General features: G+C 73.8%; 14 protein-coding genes. 9 read left to right on the top strand and 5 right to left on the bottom strand.

Annotation, left to right across the window (positions count from 1 at the left end):
* Window positions 1-489: 489 nt before the first annotated feature.
* Window positions 490-1,305: a polysaccharide deacetylase family protein gene (locus tag ACIQ87_RS37130; protein WP_402415955.1), complete on the bottom strand. Its 816-nt coding sequence runs from the start codon at window positions 1,303-1,305 to the stop codon at window positions 490-492.
* Window positions 1,306-2,054: 749 nt separating this feature from the next.
* Here ACIQ87_RS37130 and ACIQ87_RS37125 point away from each other — a divergent pair.
* From ACIQ87_RS37125 to ACIQ87_RS37115, 3 genes are all read left to right on the top strand, one after another.
* Window positions 2,055-2,327 (top strand): hypothetical protein, encoded by a 273-nt coding sequence (locus ACIQ87_RS37125; RefSeq protein ID WP_392883918.1) that lies wholly within the window; start codon window positions 2,055-2,057, stop codon window positions 2,325-2,327.
* A 279-nt stretch (window positions 2,328-2,606) separates the two neighbouring features.
* Window positions 2,607-3,158 carry a sugar transferase gene (locus ACIQ87_RS37120; RefSeq protein ID WP_402415952.1) on the top strand — a complete coding sequence of 184 codons (552 nt, stop codon included), beginning with the start codon at window positions 2,607-2,609 and terminating at the stop codon, window positions 3,156-3,158.
* Window positions 3,159-3,168: 10 nt separating this feature from the next.
* Complete coding sequence (locus tag ACIQ87_RS37115; protein WP_402415949.1) at window positions 3,169-3,657, top strand: NUDIX hydrolase; 489 nt, start codon at window positions 3,169-3,171, stop codon at window positions 3,655-3,657.
* An 85-nt stretch (window positions 3,658-3,742) separates the two neighbouring features.
* On the opposite strand, the gene ACIQ87_RS37110 is transcribed toward ACIQ87_RS37115, so the two are convergent.
* A complete protein-coding gene (locus tag ACIQ87_RS37110; protein ID WP_392883915.1) occupies window positions 3,743-4,282 on the bottom strand; it encodes a PTS-dependent dihydroxyacetone kinase phosphotransferase subunit DhaM in 540 nt (179 codons plus the stop codon).
* 377 nt (window positions 4,283-4,659) lie between these two features.
* Between ACIQ87_RS37110 and ACIQ87_RS37105 the strand changes: the two genes are divergently transcribed.
* The 4 genes from ACIQ87_RS37105 to ACIQ87_RS37090 all read left to right on the top strand — a co-directional run bounded on the left by ACIQ87_RS37105 (window position 4,660) and on the right by ACIQ87_RS37090 (window position 8,031).
* On the top strand, window positions 4,660-4,923 hold the full coding sequence (locus ACIQ87_RS37105) for a DUF397 domain-containing protein (RefSeq protein ID WP_402415946.1): 264 nt from the start codon (window positions 4,660-4,662) through the stop codon (window positions 4,921-4,923).
* A 735-nt stretch (window positions 4,924-5,658) separates the two neighbouring features.
* A complete protein-coding gene (locus tag ACIQ87_RS37100) occupies window positions 5,659-6,153 on the top strand; it encodes a hypothetical protein (RefSeq protein WP_402415944.1) in 495 nt (164 codons plus the stop codon).
* Window positions 6,154-6,253: 100 nt separating this feature from the next.
* Entirely contained in the window at window positions 6,254-6,337 is an 84-nt protein-coding gene (locus ACIQ87_RS37095) for a putative leader peptide (protein ID WP_402415968.1), read from the top strand.
* Between the two features lie 464 nt (window positions 6,338-6,801).
* On the top strand, window positions 6,802-8,031 hold the full coding sequence (locus tag ACIQ87_RS37090; protein WP_402415942.1) for an acyl-CoA dehydrogenase family protein: 1,230 nt from the start codon (window positions 6,802-6,804) through the stop codon (window positions 8,029-8,031).
* A gap of 59 nt (window positions 8,032-8,090) precedes the next feature.
* Here the strand turns inward: ACIQ87_RS37090 and ACIQ87_RS37085 are convergent, their stop codons facing one another.
* Window positions 8,091-9,098: an aminoglycoside phosphotransferase family protein gene (locus ACIQ87_RS37085; RefSeq protein WP_402415965.1), complete on the bottom strand. Its 1,008-nt coding sequence runs from the start codon at window positions 9,096-9,098 to the stop codon at window positions 8,091-8,093.
* A 745-nt stretch (window positions 9,099-9,843) separates the two neighbouring features.
* On the opposite strand from ACIQ87_RS37085, the gene ACIQ87_RS37080 reads away from it, so the two are divergent.
* Window positions 9,844-11,325 (top strand): hypothetical protein, encoded by a 1,482-nt coding sequence (locus tag ACIQ87_RS37080; protein WP_402415940.1) that lies wholly within the window; start codon window positions 9,844-9,846, stop codon window positions 11,323-11,325.
* Between the two features lie 75 nt (window positions 11,326-11,400).
* Here the strand turns inward: ACIQ87_RS37080 and ACIQ87_RS37075 are convergent, their stop codons facing one another.
* Window positions 11,401-11,958, bottom strand: a complete 558-nt coding sequence (locus tag ACIQ87_RS37075; protein ID WP_402415938.1) for a PAS domain-containing protein — start codon at window positions 11,956-11,958, stop codon at window positions 11,401-11,403.
* Window positions 11,959-12,246: 288 nt separating this feature from the next.
* Here ACIQ87_RS37075 and ACIQ87_RS37070 point away from each other — a divergent pair, with 288 nt between their 5' ends.
* A complete protein-coding gene (locus ACIQ87_RS37070) occupies window positions 12,247-13,758 on the top strand; it encodes a HEAT repeat domain-containing protein (RefSeq protein WP_402415935.1) in 1,512 nt (503 codons plus the stop codon).
* Window positions 13,759-13,927: 169 nt separating this feature from the next.
* On the opposite strand, the gene ACIQ87_RS37065 is transcribed toward ACIQ87_RS37070, so the two are convergent.
* Entirely contained in the window at window positions 13,928-14,770 is an 843-nt protein-coding gene (locus ACIQ87_RS37065; protein ID WP_402415963.1) for an undecaprenyl-diphosphate phosphatase, read from the bottom strand.
* Between the last annotated feature and the right edge of the window lie 213 nt (window positions 14,771-14,983).

Below are 14,983 nucleotides of genomic sequence, written 5' to 3'. Positions count from 1 at the left end.
TATTCTTCCTCGGCCCCATGCCCAAGGCATCGGCCGTTTCCGGCTCCGACGAAACCGATCCGTCAGGAACCGACTCGATCCGGTGGTCCGCCAGCGAGCTCATCAGTGTCTCCCTTGATCAGGGTGTCCACCGAATTCATGACACTCCCACTTCCCACGCTCGGTTGGACGGTCGCGGGTGTGGCCTGTTGCCCGTTGGGGCCCTGGTGGCGCATGGAAAGTCGGTCTGGCCGACTTCTCGTGCGCCCGCCTGTGGGCGTGCTTTATGGGGCGCTCTGGTTCCCCCAAAGGCCCGGGGTCGTGATTGGTGGGCGCAGGAAGTCGACCCGGCCGACTTCCTGCGCGGGGCTCTGAAATTCCTGGTGGCAGGCGAGGGTTCGAGAAATCCCTTGGTGCTGGGGGAGGAGATCTACTTGCCGACAGATCAGCCCGTGTGGTGCGCACAGGAAGTCGACCGGGTCGACTTCCTGTGCGGTGAGGGTGGGTTCGTCAGGCGACGGCTTGGCGGCGCCAGCGGCGGTAGGCGGGTTCCAGGCCGGAGAGGATCGTGTCGAAGCGGCGGGTGCTGGTGGTGGAGTCGACCTGGAGGCGGCTGATCTGGAGGGGGTGTGAGGGGAGGCGGGGGCCCAGGCGGTGGTCGGAGAGGAATCCGAGGCGGTAGCCGAGTTCCTGCAGGACGGTTTCAGCGCGGACGTCGTGGCCGCCGTCCGGGTAGGCGAAGGCGATCGGCGGTTCGCCCAGCCAGCGGGTGAGGGCCTCGTGGGCGCCGGTGATCTCGGTGCGCACGGTGTCGTCGTCGCAGCGCCCGAGGCAGGGGTGCCCCTGGGTGTGGTTGCCGATCGCGACGCCTCCGTCCCGCAGGGCGAGCAGGTCGGCCGGGGTCAGCTGTTCCTGCCGGGGCGGCCGGCGGTCGGCGCTGACCCGTAGCTCGTGCAGGCTGCGCCGGCGGTCCGGGTCCGGCATGGCCTTGAGCCGCGGGAGCAGCTGGGACGGGTGTCCGCAGTCGAGCGAGCGGGCCCGGCCCCCGTGCCGGGCGAGGAAGGCGGCCTCGTGCCACCAGAACGGCCGTTCGGTGCCGATGAGCTCCGAGATGACGAACGCGGTGGCCGGAATCCCCCGGGCGTCGAGGGCCGGCAGGGCGTGGGTGAACACGCTCCGGTCGGCGTCGTCGAAGGTGACCAGGACGCTCCGGGGTGGCAGGGGCCGCCGCTCGGCCACGGCCTGGAGGACCGCGCCGAGTGAGACGGGTGTGGCGAGCCGCTGGAGGCGGTCGAGCTGGGCGCCGAAGGAGCGGTGGTCGGTCACCCCGTGGTACGCGAGTACGGCCAGCCGTTGGGCGGCCCGGGCCCGGAACAGCGGCTGGACGGGGGCGAACCGCAGCCATTCGCCCCGAGCGTCCTGCTGTTCCGAGTCGACGGCCGTCCGGTGGCGGCCCCCGCCGTCCCGGCGCGCGCTGTCCCGATGAGCGCTGTCCCGATGCGTGCCGTCCCCGTGCGCGCCGTCCCGGTGCGCGCCGTGGCGATGGTCGCCGTGAAGAAGCTCGCCGTGTGGATGCCCTCCGCGCGGATGCCCGCCGCGTGGGCGGTCCGCCGCGCAGGCGACGGGTGGAGGCAGCGCGCGCACGCCGGGTGCCGGCCGCGCGCGGGCCATGGAGATCGATGTAGTGGACTGGGACTGCGGCACGGTTCCCCCTCGTTCGCCGAGCGGCGTGGCGGTACCGCCGGAGGACGGAGCCCGGCCTCCGACTCCAGGGGCGGCGGCTCCGCTCCTGGACTTTCCTGTTCTCGGTGGGGGGTTCACACCCGTCCCTCGAACGGCTCCTGGATCACTCAATGCCATTGAGACCGCTGCGCCGGACGGATGGTTGTGCCGGGGGGACGAGGATTTTTCGTGGACTGATTGTGGAGCTGGAATGCCCGTGCAGACGTCTCGGACACACTTCGCGGCGGCCCCGGCGAGCCCCTGACCTGCCCGGATCCGCCGGTTGCACAGTGCGTTCGAATGATCACTCCCTGCGGGCTGCCGCCCGCGCCGCCCGGGGGTACCTTGGGCTCATGGCAGATGCGGACCGTGACCCCTTCCACCTTCACGGGGCCTCCCGGATGGCTCGCGCGTGCAGTGGCGGAGCCCTGGTCACCCACCAGCTCCCGTTGACCCTGGTGGGCCTTGCCTGCCTGGCACTCGGCATCGTCGTGGCCGTGTTCGTGCCGGACAGTGACGGGCCGGCCTGGGCGATGGCGGTGGCCGGCTGTCTGGCCGCCGGCGTCCTGCTGCTCGGCCGGATCGCCTTCGGCGTGTTGCGTGACCGGCGCCGCGCCGCGCTCTGAGAACACCCCGGTCGGGTACCGGCCGTTCGGTGGGCGGGTTCCCCCGGCCGTCGCCCCCACCCCGTAACGTCGATCGCCCTCGGCATTCCGAAACGGCGAGTCGAGCGAAATTGGTCAGACCGACTGAATATCGTCCAGTCGGACAATCCTGGCCGCTCTTCTTTCCCCATTCCCGGACGGCGGCCACGTCCCGCCTCTACTGTGAATGCGTTCTTCCGGCTCGAGGTGCCGCGGAGGGGGAGCGATGGGCGGTAGACCGGACCGTGCCGTGGCCACCTCATGAGACGCGTCGGCGACCTCGCCGTCACCGCCCTGGCCGCGATCGTCGCGCTGCCGCTGGCCTTGCTGATCGCCGTCCTGCTCCGCCGCACCACCGGCGGCCCGGTCCTCCAGCGGCAGACCAGGACCGGACGGCACGGCCGCGAGTTCCAGATCCTGCGGTTCCGGAGCGACGGGGCCGGCCGGCTCGCCGTCCTGCTGCGCCGTACGGGCCTGGACGAGCTGCCACGGCTGTGGAACGTGGCGCGCGGTGAGATGGGGGTCGTCGGGCCGCGGCCGGCCGGTCCCGAGCAGGTGGTGCGCTACTCCCGCCGCGAGCGCGGCCGGCTCGCCGTCCGGCCCGGCCTCACCGGCTGGGCCCAGCTGCACGCGCTGAACCGCAGCCGGACGCCCCGCCCGCTCAGCCGCTCCGAGTGGGCCGAGCTCGACCTCTGGTACGTGGACCACCGCTCGCTCGGGCTCGACCTGCACATCCTCGGGCTCACCGTGCTCGCCCTGCTGCGGCCCGACACCGGTCGGGCGCTCCGGGTCGGCCCTGAACCGCCCCGCTAGGCTGCGCCCCATGGCCATTCCCCCCTTCCTCGCCGAACTCCGCGCCGTCGTGGGCACCCGTCCGCTCTGGCTGAGCGCCGTCGTCGCCGTCGTGCTGGACGACCGTGACCGGGTGCTGCTCGCCCGCCGGGCCGACGACGGCCGTTGGGCTCCGGTCGGCGGCATCCTCGATCCCGGCGAGCAGCCCGCCGACGGTGTGGTGCGCGAGTGCGAGGAGGAGACCGGGGTGGTGGTCGTGCCCGAGCTGCTCGCCTCCGTCACGGTCTCGCCGCAGGTCACGTACCCGAACGGCGATGTGACGCAGTACCTGGTACTGACCTTCCGCTGCCGCGCGGTCGGCGGCGAGGCGCGGGTGAACGACGACGAGTCGCTGGAGGTCGGCTGGTTCGGGCTGGACGAGCTGCCGCCGATGATCGAGAGCGAGCACGAGCGACTGCGCCACGCGCTGGAGTGCGAGGGCCCTGCGGTCTTCAGCTGGGAGGGCAAGGAGCGCCCCTGAGCCCGCGCCCCCGGGCCCCGCGCCCCCGCTCCCCGCCAAGCCTGCCACGCCTGCCCGCCCACGCCCCCGGGCCCGCCCGCGCCGTTCAGCCCTTGTACTGCCGGTAGGCCTCCTCCGCCGCGTCCAGCACCGCGGCCAGGTCCCCGCCCGCCGTGGCGGTCGCGGCGGCGGCCACGGCGCCCTCGACGAACGGCGCGTTGGCGAACCGGACCGGGAACGGCAACCCGTGCTCGTCCGCCTCGGACAGCAGCGCGCGGACGGTGGTGACCGCCCGGCCCAGGTCCGCGAGCACCACCACGCCGTGGCCCTGGTCCACCCGGCGGGTCGCGGCGGCGACCAGGACGGCGCTGATGCCCGGTCCGTCGGACGGGTCGCCGCCGGTCGCCGCGATCGGTGCGGGGGAGTCGGATCCGGTCAACACCAGCGCGAGGGAGCGTACGGCGGTGGCCAGTTCCTGGCTGTGCGAGACCAGGACGATCCCGACCCGCCCGTGCGCGGCGGGCCGGGCGGGGGTCGGCCGGGGCAACGGGGTGCGCGAAGGGGGCGTGCGGGGTGCCGGGGGATGGGCCGAGGGGGCGTCGGAGATGGGGATGACGTCGGCGCGGGTGCCGTCCCGGCGGCTCATCGGCTGCTCCCTTGAGCGGATCGGTGGGGGAACGTTCGGACCGTCAAACAGAGCGGACCGTCAAACAGTTCGGACCATCAGGCAAAGCGTTCGAATCCAGTATTCGGGCCCGGCGGCTCTGTGGGGCAGTACGGCGGCGGCCCGGCCTCCGCGGAACCGCCGACGGCCCCCGATGGCCCGCGGGCCGGGCGGACGGTCGGGCGGCGCCCTGGCAGCACTCTGGCAGCTGCCCGCCGCCCCCGCCGGTCGGGACACGCCTCGACCCTTCCTCCGGCCGTGCCCGTCCCCGCCCGGGGGAGTCCTCGTCAACCCGCTGACCGGGGCCGGGCGGTGTGGCTAGGCTGGCCCCGGAACGCCGTCGGGAGGAGATCGGTCAAGTGGGATCCAACAGCGGGACGGACGCGGAGGCCGGCGTGGCACAGCCGGAGCTGGCGCGGAACGGGAAGCCCAAGGTGGACTTCACCGGCGCGGAGTGGCTGTGCAGCAGTCAGGGCGTCGGGGACGTGCAGATCGCCTTCGTGGACGGGCACATCGGGATGCGGGACGGCCGCCAGGAGGACGGGCCGGTCCTGGTCTTCACGCCGGGCGAGTGGCGGGCCTTCGTGCTCGGTGCCCGGGACGGCGAGTTCGACCTCACCTGAGGCGGCGCGCCGGGCCGTTGACGGCGGGAGCGGACCCCCGACCGACGGGGGTCCGCTCCGCGGACGATCTTTCGGGTCCGAACATCACAAGTGATGATCCATTGAGCGCGCCACGTCAGAATTTCTGTTGACTGTTAGACAAACGCAGCTCAGAGTAAGAGCACGGGCAGACGCCGTGCCCACCGCCCCCACGCGGCCAGACACGGCGCCTGCTGTGCGGCCCGGCAGTTGCCAGGCCATCCTCCCAGTCATCCCCTGCGCACCGGGGGGGTGCGTCGGCCGGTCCCGGCCCCACGATGGGGCCGGCAGTCGCCGGGAGGTTTGGCGCCGAAGCCGAGAGCGACTCGGATGACGGCACCGGTGCTCGGGACCCGCACGCCCCCACGCGGCGGCGTCCCGAGCAGATCCACGGGAGCGACGGGCCGGGGCCCCGCGGATCTGGCTTGTGATGCATGGAACTGTTGGCTTGTGTTTGTGCTGTGTGCGACGACGAAGCTGGGTGCTCGGCAGTTCGGCACGACAAGTGCACGGTGAGGGAAACGCGTGTAGGGCCGCGTTGCGACATGCCGTCCCCCCGGAGGGTGAAACCCAGAACGGCTGTCGTGCTGAACCGAACGTAGCCCGGACGGTTGCTCAGAGTCAACATTGGTCTCTGAGCGTCGATCTCCCGGCCGCCCCTCGGCGGTGCCCCACCCACCTCGCGAGCGTGGTGTGCCGGGCACGTACGATGTTCCCATGTCTTTTCTCCGCCGTCGCTCCGGACAGCCCGCCGGCCCGGACTTCGACGTGCTCGCGATGGACCCGGGCGACTGGCCCGGTGACTTCGGTGCGGCCATGATGTCCGGCCCGGACGGCTCCTGCCAGGGGATTTTCCTGCGCTACGACCTGTTCGGCGGCAGAGGCCCGGCGATGTTCATCGGCAACCTCCCCGAGGGTTCGCCCGCCCGGGAGACCGGTGACGAGGTGCCGTTCGAGGTGCGTCAGCTGCTCGCGGCGCTGGAGAACGACGAGCCGGTCGAGTTCGTCTCGGCCGAGGACTTCCCGGTCATGCTCGGGGACGACCTGCTGATCGTTAAGAAGGTCAAGGTCAGCGAGGAACGCGCGTTCTGCGCCCAGTTCGGCCGCAGCGACGGCGTCCTGGTCACCATCGCCTCCTGGGACCGACCGATTTCGGACGACCTGTATCAGCTGCTGAAGCCGCTCCCGGCGGACATGTTCCAGCAGGGCTGATCCCGGCGGAGCCGCCCGGCTCCAGCCGACTCCGACCGGCTCCGCCCGGGGGCCGGACGCCGCTTGACGGTATCGATCAACGGTTCGTACAGTCGCGAACATGCCACGCCGTCTTCCACTGCTGACCCGTCGCAGGCATCTGGACCTGCGGCGGACCGCCAGCGCGGCGTGTCCGGGCCGCTGAGGGGGGATTCCTCCTCCGGCGGCGGGCGGTCGGCCGGGTTTCTCCGGTCGGCGCCGAAACCAGGGGCGGCCGTGAGCCGGCCTCCGGGGCCGCCGATCGGTACCGCGCGCCCCTACGGCGTGCCGCCCGCATTCGCCGAGCCCACGCTGCCCGCCCGGAGGCACAGCATCATGACGACCCGCGCCGCCAACCGTTCGACCGCCGATCGTTCGTCCGAGGACCGCGTGTCCGCCGGGCGCTCCGCCGACGACCGTTCGCCCGGGAGCGCTCCGGCCAGGACGGCCTCCGCCGGGCGCGGCTCCCGGACCGCCGCTCCGTCGGCGAGTTCCGACCGGTCCGAATCCGGCCATCTCGAATCCACCGGTTCCACACCCGCGGGTTCCACGCCGACCCGGTCCGCATCCGGCGGTTCCGCATCCGCCGCATCCGCCGCATCCGCCGGTACCGACGACGCCGCCGACCGCGTGCCCGACCGCACCGCGATCCGGACCGCCCTCGCGGGGCTGCCCCGGGTGGTCGACCTGCTGGCGGCCCGGGCCGAGGAGCACGACCGCGACGCGACCTTCCCGTACCAGGGGATCGAGGCCGTCCACGAGGCCGGACTGCTCACCCTCACCGTCTCCGCGCGGTACGGCGGGCCGGGCGGAACGCTCGCCGACACCGTCCGGGTGCTCTCCCAACTCGGCCGCGGGGACGCCTCGGTGGCCGTGGTCACCGCCTTCACCCTGCTCCGGCACGCCGAGCAGGCCCGCCGCGCCGACTGGCCGGCGGCCGGCTACCGGCGGCTGCTCGCCGAGTCCCGGCGCGGCCCGGTCCTGGTCAACACGCTGCGGGCCGAGCCCGGTGCCGGGGTGGGTGAACTGCCCGCGACGGTCGCCCGACGGGACGGTGACGACTGGCTGCTGACGGGCCGTAAGACCTACTGCGCCGGCGCCGAGGCACTTGCCTGGATGGCGGTCACCGCGCGGACCGACGAGGAGGAGCCGAGGATCGGCACCTTCCTGGTCCGCGGCGAGAGCGAGGGTCTGGAGATCGACCCGACCTGGGACCAGCTCGGCCTGCGGGCCAGCGCCAGTCACGACGTCGTGCTGAACGAGGTCCGGGTGCCGGGCGACCTCGCGCTCGGCCTGACGACCGGTCGCCGGACGGGTCGTCAGGGTGCCGTCTCCGGGGCCGAACCGTCCCGGGCCTCCGAAGCGTCCCGGGCGTCCGAGCCCTCCGAGCCCTCCGAGGCCGAACTCTCCCGTGCCTGGCACGACCTGGCCCTCTCCGCGGTGGCGATCGGCGTCGCCCGGGCCGCCGAGGCCTGGCTGATCCGCTTCCTCAACCAGCGCACCCCGGCCAACCTGACCGAGCCGCTCGGCATCCTGCCCCGCTACCGGACCGCCCTCGGCGAGATCGAGGCCCAGCTGATCGGTGCCGAGGAACTGGTCGAGGGCCTGGCCCCCCGGGTGGACCGTGGCGAGCCTGAGGCCGTCGCCCGCACCGGCCCGGCCCACCTGCTGGCCACCCGGGCCGCGACGGCGGTGGTCCAGCAGGCCGTCGCCCTCACCGGCAGCCCCGGTCTGAGCCGGCGCCACCCGCTGGAGCGCTACCTACGGGACGTGCTCAGCAGCCGGGTGCACCTGGCGCCGGACGAGACCGTGCTGGAGGCCGCAGGCCGGGCCGCCCTGGAACGGGGCGCCCGGCCGTGAGGCCCTGAGCCGCGGGACCGTCGCAGGACTCCCGCGGCTCGGCGGGTTCCGAGCGTGGCTCAGCGGGTTCCGACCGCGGCGCGGACGGCGCGGCGGGCGAGCGCCGCGTCGTCGTAGAGCCGGCGGATCATGATCCGCTGCTCCTCGCCGGCGCCCGGCACGTCGTACAGCCGGATCTCCCGCATCAGCACCAGCACCAGGTTCACCAGGAAGGCGTCCCGGGCCATCGTGCCGCCGCTCTGGGCGAGTTGGCTGATCTGGCGGCGCGCCGCGGTGTCCCCGGACAGGACGCTCCAGAGCACCGCCAGGTCGTAGCCGGGCAGGTACCAGCCGGCCTGCTCCCAGTCGACCAGCACCGGGCCGGACGGCGCCAGCAGCATGTTGCTGAGCAGGGCGTCGCCGTGGCAGAGCTGGAGCGGGGTGTTGCCGAGGCCGTGCAGCAGGCCGCGCAGGTCGCCGGCGTCCCGGTCGGTGAGCTGGCCCACCGAGTGGTAGCGGGCGATCTCCAACTGGTAGTCCAGGCGCGGCTGGAAGACGTCGGTCGGGGGCCGCCACAGGTTGAGCGTGCGGACCGCGGTGAGCAGTGCCCGCACCTCGCCCGGGGTGGGCGCGTTGACCGGGTGGCGCTCGCGGGCCGCCGGGCGCCCCGGGACGCGCTCCATGACCAGCACGCACCGGTCGTGGTCGGCCGCCACCAGCCGGGGCAGCCGCACCGGCGGACGGTGCCGGACGAACGCCCGGTAGACCGCCACCTCGTGGTGGAAGTCGGCCACCAGCTGCTCGAAGTGCCCACTCCGCACCGCCTGTGGCGCCAGGCACTTGGCGACCACCGGAGCCCGCCCGATGGTGCCCGCCACCAGGATGTGGCGGCTGCCCTCGCGCAGGACCTGGCGCGGGGTGAACGCGGGACATATCCGCGCGACACTGGCGAGCGCCGCCCGGACCGCCGGGGTCTGGAGCGCGGAGGGGTCGATCCGCTCCGGGCCGCCGGGCTGGACGGGCCGCCGGGCCCGCAGCACCTGGCCGTCGGCCTGCCGGGCCAGCGGCATCCGGCCACCGGCCGGCATGCCCGTCTCGGGGCCGCGCAGGCCCAGCGCGGTACGGCCGGCGGGGCCCAGTGCCGTACGGCCGGTCGGGACGACCCGGGTGTCCGTGGCCCGGCCCTCGGTGCCGCGCGGAGCCGAGGGCCGGCTCGCCGGGGGCACCACCCTGGGGCCGGTGCGGCCGGCGGCTGCGGCGGGGGGGCGCAGCGCGGGGCGGGCCGCGGTGGGCGTGGGGGTCGTCGCTGAGGAGTACATGGGCTGAGGGTGGTCCCTTCCGGTCCGTCGGCGGGTGCTGCCCCGCGGGGGCGGGGGAGGGCCGGTGCCGTGTGCTTCCTGGCGTGACGGCGGCCCTGCGGGTGGTGCGGTACGTCGTGCGGTGCGGTGCTTCACGCGTACGTCGTGCGGTGGGTGGTGCACGGGCGCCGGGCACGGACGCGGGGTCGGGAACCCCTTCGGCGGTGTTCCGGCCGTCCGCACCCTGGGGAATGCGGTCGGCCGGACTGCCGTGGCCGTGCCCGGCGCTCCCGCGCCACCCGGCCGCGCCACCCCCTCGGGTGAGGACCGGGAGCGCCCCGTGCCACCGTCGGGGGACAGTCCCGACGCTGGTGGGACGCCGCCCGACCCGGGGGGCGAGGTGGCGCACCCCTACAACACACCCGTCGGGCACTGGCTTTGTAGTCTGGCGGGCCCTGGCGAACGGTGGCGAATGCTCGCCCGGTGCTCGCCGGAGCCTCTAGCCTCGGATCAGCCGAGGAACCTGGGGGCTTCGTTGAGCAGGGAACCCAACACCCGACTGGCCGATCTGTTCGTCCTGACCGGATGGTCGAAGGGCGAGCTGGCGCGGCTGGTCAACCGTCGGGGTGCCGCGATGGGGCAGCTGCAGCTGTCCACCGACACGTCGAGGGTAAGGCGTTGGATCGAGCAGGGGGAGATCCCGCGCGATCCGGTGCCGAGGGTGTTGGCGGCCGTGTTCACGGAGCGGCTCGGACGTGTCGTCACCACTGAGGACCTCGGTCTGGAACGACACCGGCCCACCAGGTCCGGGGCGGACGCGTCCGCAGCAGTGCCGTGGTCGCCGGATCGAACAGCCGCGGTCCTCACCGAGTTCACGGGAATGGACCTCATGCTGAACCGACGTGGATTGGTGGGTGCCGGAGCGGCGCTCACGGCCGGGGCGGTCATCGCCGACTCGCTGAAGGGCTGGTTGTCCGGGGACGCGGTCGCGTACGCGGCCTCCGTCCCCGGGCCACGACAGGTGGTCACCGGGAGCGGAGCGCGCCCGGCGGTGGACGTGTACGACGCGGGCCCGGTCGGGCTCGACGAGGTGGAGTCGCTGGAGCACTCGGTACAGGTGTTCCGGGCCTGGGACGCGGCCCGCGGCGGCGGCTTGCAGCGCAAGGCGGTGGTCGGTCAACTGAACGAGGTCGGCGGCCTGTTGACGCACCGGCACGCCCCCGCCGTGGAGCAGCGGCTGTGGCTGGTCGCGGCCAACCTGGCGGTGCTGGCGGGCTGGATGTCGCACGACGTGGGCCTGGAGCCCACCGCCCAGAAGTACTTCATGATCGCGGCCGACGCGGCCAAGGAGGCCGGCGACCGGCCGCGGGCCGGCGAGGCGATCTCCCGGGCCGCACGGCAGATGGTGCACCTGGGCCGGGCCGACGACGCGCTCGAACTGATGGCGGCGGCCAAGGCGACCGGTGGGCGGCCGGCGCCCAGAACGCGCGCCATGCTCAACACCGTCGAGGCGTGGGCGCACGCCTCGATCGGGCACTCCCAGGACACCTACCGGCTGCTCGGGGAGGCCGAGGAGCTGTTCGGGGAGGAGGCGCCGGAGCCACCGCCCTCGTGGATGCAGGTCTTCGACGAGGCGGAACTGCGCGGCATGCAGGCCCTGGTGCTGCGCACGCTCTCCGAGCACGACCCGGGGGCGGCTCCCGAGGCCCGCCGGCACGCGGAGCGGGTGATCACCCTGCGGGAGGGCACCGGGCAGTTGCGTTCGGCGCTGTTCGACCGGATCACCCTGGCCTCGGTGCACCTGATCACCGGCGAGCCGGACGCGGCGCAGTTCCAGGCCAAGATGGTGATGAACCTGATCGGCCAGAACTCCTCGCACCGGACCTGGGACCGGCTGCGCGAGATGTACCGGCTGACCGCGCAGTACCGGGGGCTGCCGGTGGTGGACGAGCTGCGGGAGGAGCTGGGCCGGGCGCTGCGGACGGCGGACGCCAAGAACCGGCCTCGGCTGACCTGACGGGCCGGGGGCGCCCCGGGCGTGCGGGCCCGGGAGCGGGTCCCCCCGGGGGGCGTGCCGGGGCGGGGCGTCGGCTCAGACCGGCGGGGCCGGGCGGAGCAGCATGTGCAGCGCGACGACGGTGCCGTCCGTGCCGAGGACGGGCTCGCCCGCGCACTCGACGCCGTGATGCCGTCCGTCGGGGCGGCGGACCCGCAGGGTGCCGGCGGCGTGGCGGCCGTGCACCAGGGCGTCGGTCATCATCCGCCGCAGCAGCGGCCGGTCCGCCTCGGGGAGGCGGTCGGGCAGCCGGTCGAGGCTGAGCGGGCCGTGGGCCGGGTCGCAGCCGAGGATGAGGTACGTCTCCCGGCTCCAGCGGATCCCGTCGGTCAGCAGGTCCCATTCGGCGGAGCCGAGCAGGCCGTCGTCGATCCCGTGGTGGTCGCCGCCGTCGCCGAGGTACGGGCCGGACGGCTCCTGTGCGGTGCCGTCCACTCTGCCGTCCGTTCCGCTGTCGGTGTCACCCGTGCCGTCGCCGCCGCCCGCGTTCGCCGCGGTGCCGCGGCCGGCGCCCGGCGCGCCGCTCCCGCCTGTCGGGGCGCCGTCCACGGTGGCGGCTCCCGGCGGGCGGGTGGCGGCTAAGGGCATGGTCATGGCGGGCCCATCGCTCGGGTGCGGCCCGCGGTGGGCGGGTCGTTCGGACAGTGAGGAAACTGTCGCACAGCGTCGTCACCCGTGCGGGCGATTTGGACAGAACGCAGGCAAAGTTCCTCTGGCATATGCCACTGTGGCCGGAGCCTCCGTCGCCCTGTGTGCGGACGGGGTCCCGAGGCGGTAACCTTCGGTGATTCCGGCGCCCGGGCGCCCACCGCAGTACCGACCAGAGACCCCGGCGACGGAAATCCCGTTGCCACTACGACCGCCGCAACGGATGCTGACCTCATGTTCGAGCCAGTGATAGCACCCAGTGCCAGCCTCCTAGGCCTCCTGCAGAGAGGTCGCGGAGACGGGCAGCTCCACGCGCTGGCCGCCGACCGTGCCGAGGCCATCGCCGCGCTGGAGGAGTGCGTCACCAGGGACCCGCGAGCCGACTGGCAGGTCGAGAGCCGGTCCCTCTACTACGCGCGCATCTACATGGAGCTGGAAGCCCCCCTCGAAGGCATCGAGGACCACCTCCACTCCGCCGAGGACCTGATCACCGACGACGAGAGCCGCACCGGCCTCGCCCTTTCCGTCCTGGGCCACCTCGCCGCGTACGGCCGGCGCGACGCGCTGCTGATGCTGCGCGAGTACGCCGCCACCGGCGCCAACTGGTCCTGGGCCCTCGACGAACTCGCCCTGCGCGACGACGACCGCGGCCTGCTGCTGCTCGGCACCGCCGTGCTGGACCGCTTCGCGCCGGGCCCCGAGGGCGACGCCGAGCTGCGCGAGTTCATCCGCAACGCGTACGAGCCCCGGCCCTGGCGGCTGTGGGCGGCCTACCACCCCAGAGTGGCGGCGGCCAGCGAACAGTCACCCTTCGACCTGTGGCAGCGCCAGGTCAACCGCAGCGGCGTCACCCCCGGGTGGTCCACCGCCGACGTGCTGGCCTGGGCCGACCAGGGCGAACTGGGCGGCCTCGGCGTGGGCGCCTTCCTGGGCCGGCCCGACGCCCGCCCGGAGCCCGCCCGCGGCAGCGACGCGCAGTCCGGCCCCGACGCGGTGGACCGCCGCGCCGCCGCGGCCGCCCGCTGCCTGACCGCCGTGGTCCGGCCGGAGGACCGCCCGCTGCTGCTGGAAGCGGCCCGCGACGGCCTGCCGGGCGCCCGCCGGGCCGCCCTGCGCTACCTCGTCGACCAGCGCGACCCGGCAGCCGTCGAGCTGATCGAGGCCGCCGCCGCGGACGTGGACGACCGGATCGTCCGGGCCGCCCTGGAACTGCTCGGCCGGATGCGCGGCCCGGAGGTGCTGGCACACGCCCGCCGCTGGGCCGACCCGGCCAGCGGCGGCGCCGACAGCGCGCTCGGCGAGGCCGCCGTCCAGTTGCTCGCCGACGCCGGCGAGCCGGCCGACGCGCCGCTGGTGGTGGCCGGGCTGCGCCGCTGGATCTCCGTGCGCGGGGTCAGCGGTACCGGGCTCGGGTCGCTGGTGGACGGTGCGGGGCGGCTGGCCGCCGCCGACGCCGTACCGGTCCTGCGCCACATCTACGGGGAGGCCGCCTCCTCGGAACTGCGCCGCCGCGCCGCCCAGGCGCTGGCCGCGACCGACGTGCACTTTCCCGAGGGGCCCGCCGTCGAGTGCCTCTGGGACTGCGAGGAGTCCACGCGTGAGCTCGCCGCGCGCCATGTCGCCACCACGGGCGACGCGCGTGTGCTGGAGCGGTTGCGCAGGCTCGCCGCCGACCCGGCCGAGGAGGCCGAGGTCCACGCCGCCGTACGCGGCCGACTGACCGCCGCCCGGGAGTTCGGGCGTTAGGGCCTGTCGTCGCGTCGACAGGCCGGGTCCTCAACGTTCAGTGGGTCGGGACACCGTGTCGGTGTCCCGGCCCACTCGCTTTCCGCGGGTCCGTGTTTTTGGAACCCGGTTCTAGTTCGGTCGGGTGCCGGACCGAGCGGATTCCGGTTCGACCCGGTCCCGCTTCGATCTACTTCACCGCGCCCGCGTCCGGAGTCAGGACGCCGCCGAAGACCAGCCCGATGATCAGAATGCCGAGCAGCACCCGGTAGACCACGAACGGCATGAAGCTGTTGTTCGAGATGTACTTCAGGAACCAGGCGATCGCCGCGTAGCCGACCACGAAGGCGATCAGGGTGGCCAGGATGGTCGGCCCCCAGGCCGGGGCCGGGCCCTCGCCGATCTTGAACAGCTCCAGCGCGCCCGAGGCGAGCACCGCCGGGATGGCGAGCAGGAACGAGTAGCGGGCCGCGGCCTCCCGGCTGTACCCGAGCAGCAGGCCCGCGCTGATCGTGCCGCCGGAGCGGGACACGCCCGGGATCAGCGCCAGCGCCTGGGCGAGGCCGTAGACGCCCGCGTGCGGCAGCGTCAGGTCGGTGATCGGACGGGCGCGGCGGACGGCCCGGGTGCGGTCGGCGAAGGCGAGGATCAGGCCGAAGACGATCAGCGTGGTGCCGATGATCCGCAGGTCGCGCAGGTGGGTCTCGATGGTGTCCTGGAACAGCTTGCCCAGGATGCCGATCGGCAGGGTGCCGATGATCACGAACCAGCCCATCCGCGCGTCCGGGTCCGAGCGCAGGGCCGGGCGGAACAGGGACAGCACCCAGGTCTTGATGATCGAGGCGATGTCCTTGCGGAAGTAGATCAGCACCGCCGTCTCGGTGCCGAGCTGGGTGACGGCCGTGAACGCCGCCCCGGGGTCGTCCCAGCCGAACAGGGCGGAGAAGACCCGCAGGTGGGCGCTGGAGGAGATCGGCAGGAACTCGGTGAGCCCCTGGATCAGGCCGAGGACGGCCCCGTGGAACCAGTTGATCACCGGGCACCCGCCGGGGATATCGGTCGGGCGTGGGGCAGGGGCGGCATGGGCGGGTCCTTGCGGGTCGGAAGGGCGTTCGGGACCGCCATGACCCGCCGGGCCCACGGGCCGCGCGCGAGCCAGGCGCGCGGCTGATGGTACGGGGTGAAGGTAACGGTTCTTTGTTCACCCTTTGTTCCGGCTTTGCGCACAGGTGCACTGCCGTGGCCG

It is taken from the genome of Kitasatospora sp. NPDC096204, assembly GCF_044763205.1.
In the GTDB taxonomy this organism is placed as follows: Bacteria; Actinomycetota; Actinomycetes; order Streptomycetales; family Streptomycetaceae; genus Kitasatospora.
This window is presented reverse-complemented; position numbering and strand designations above follow the sequence as displayed.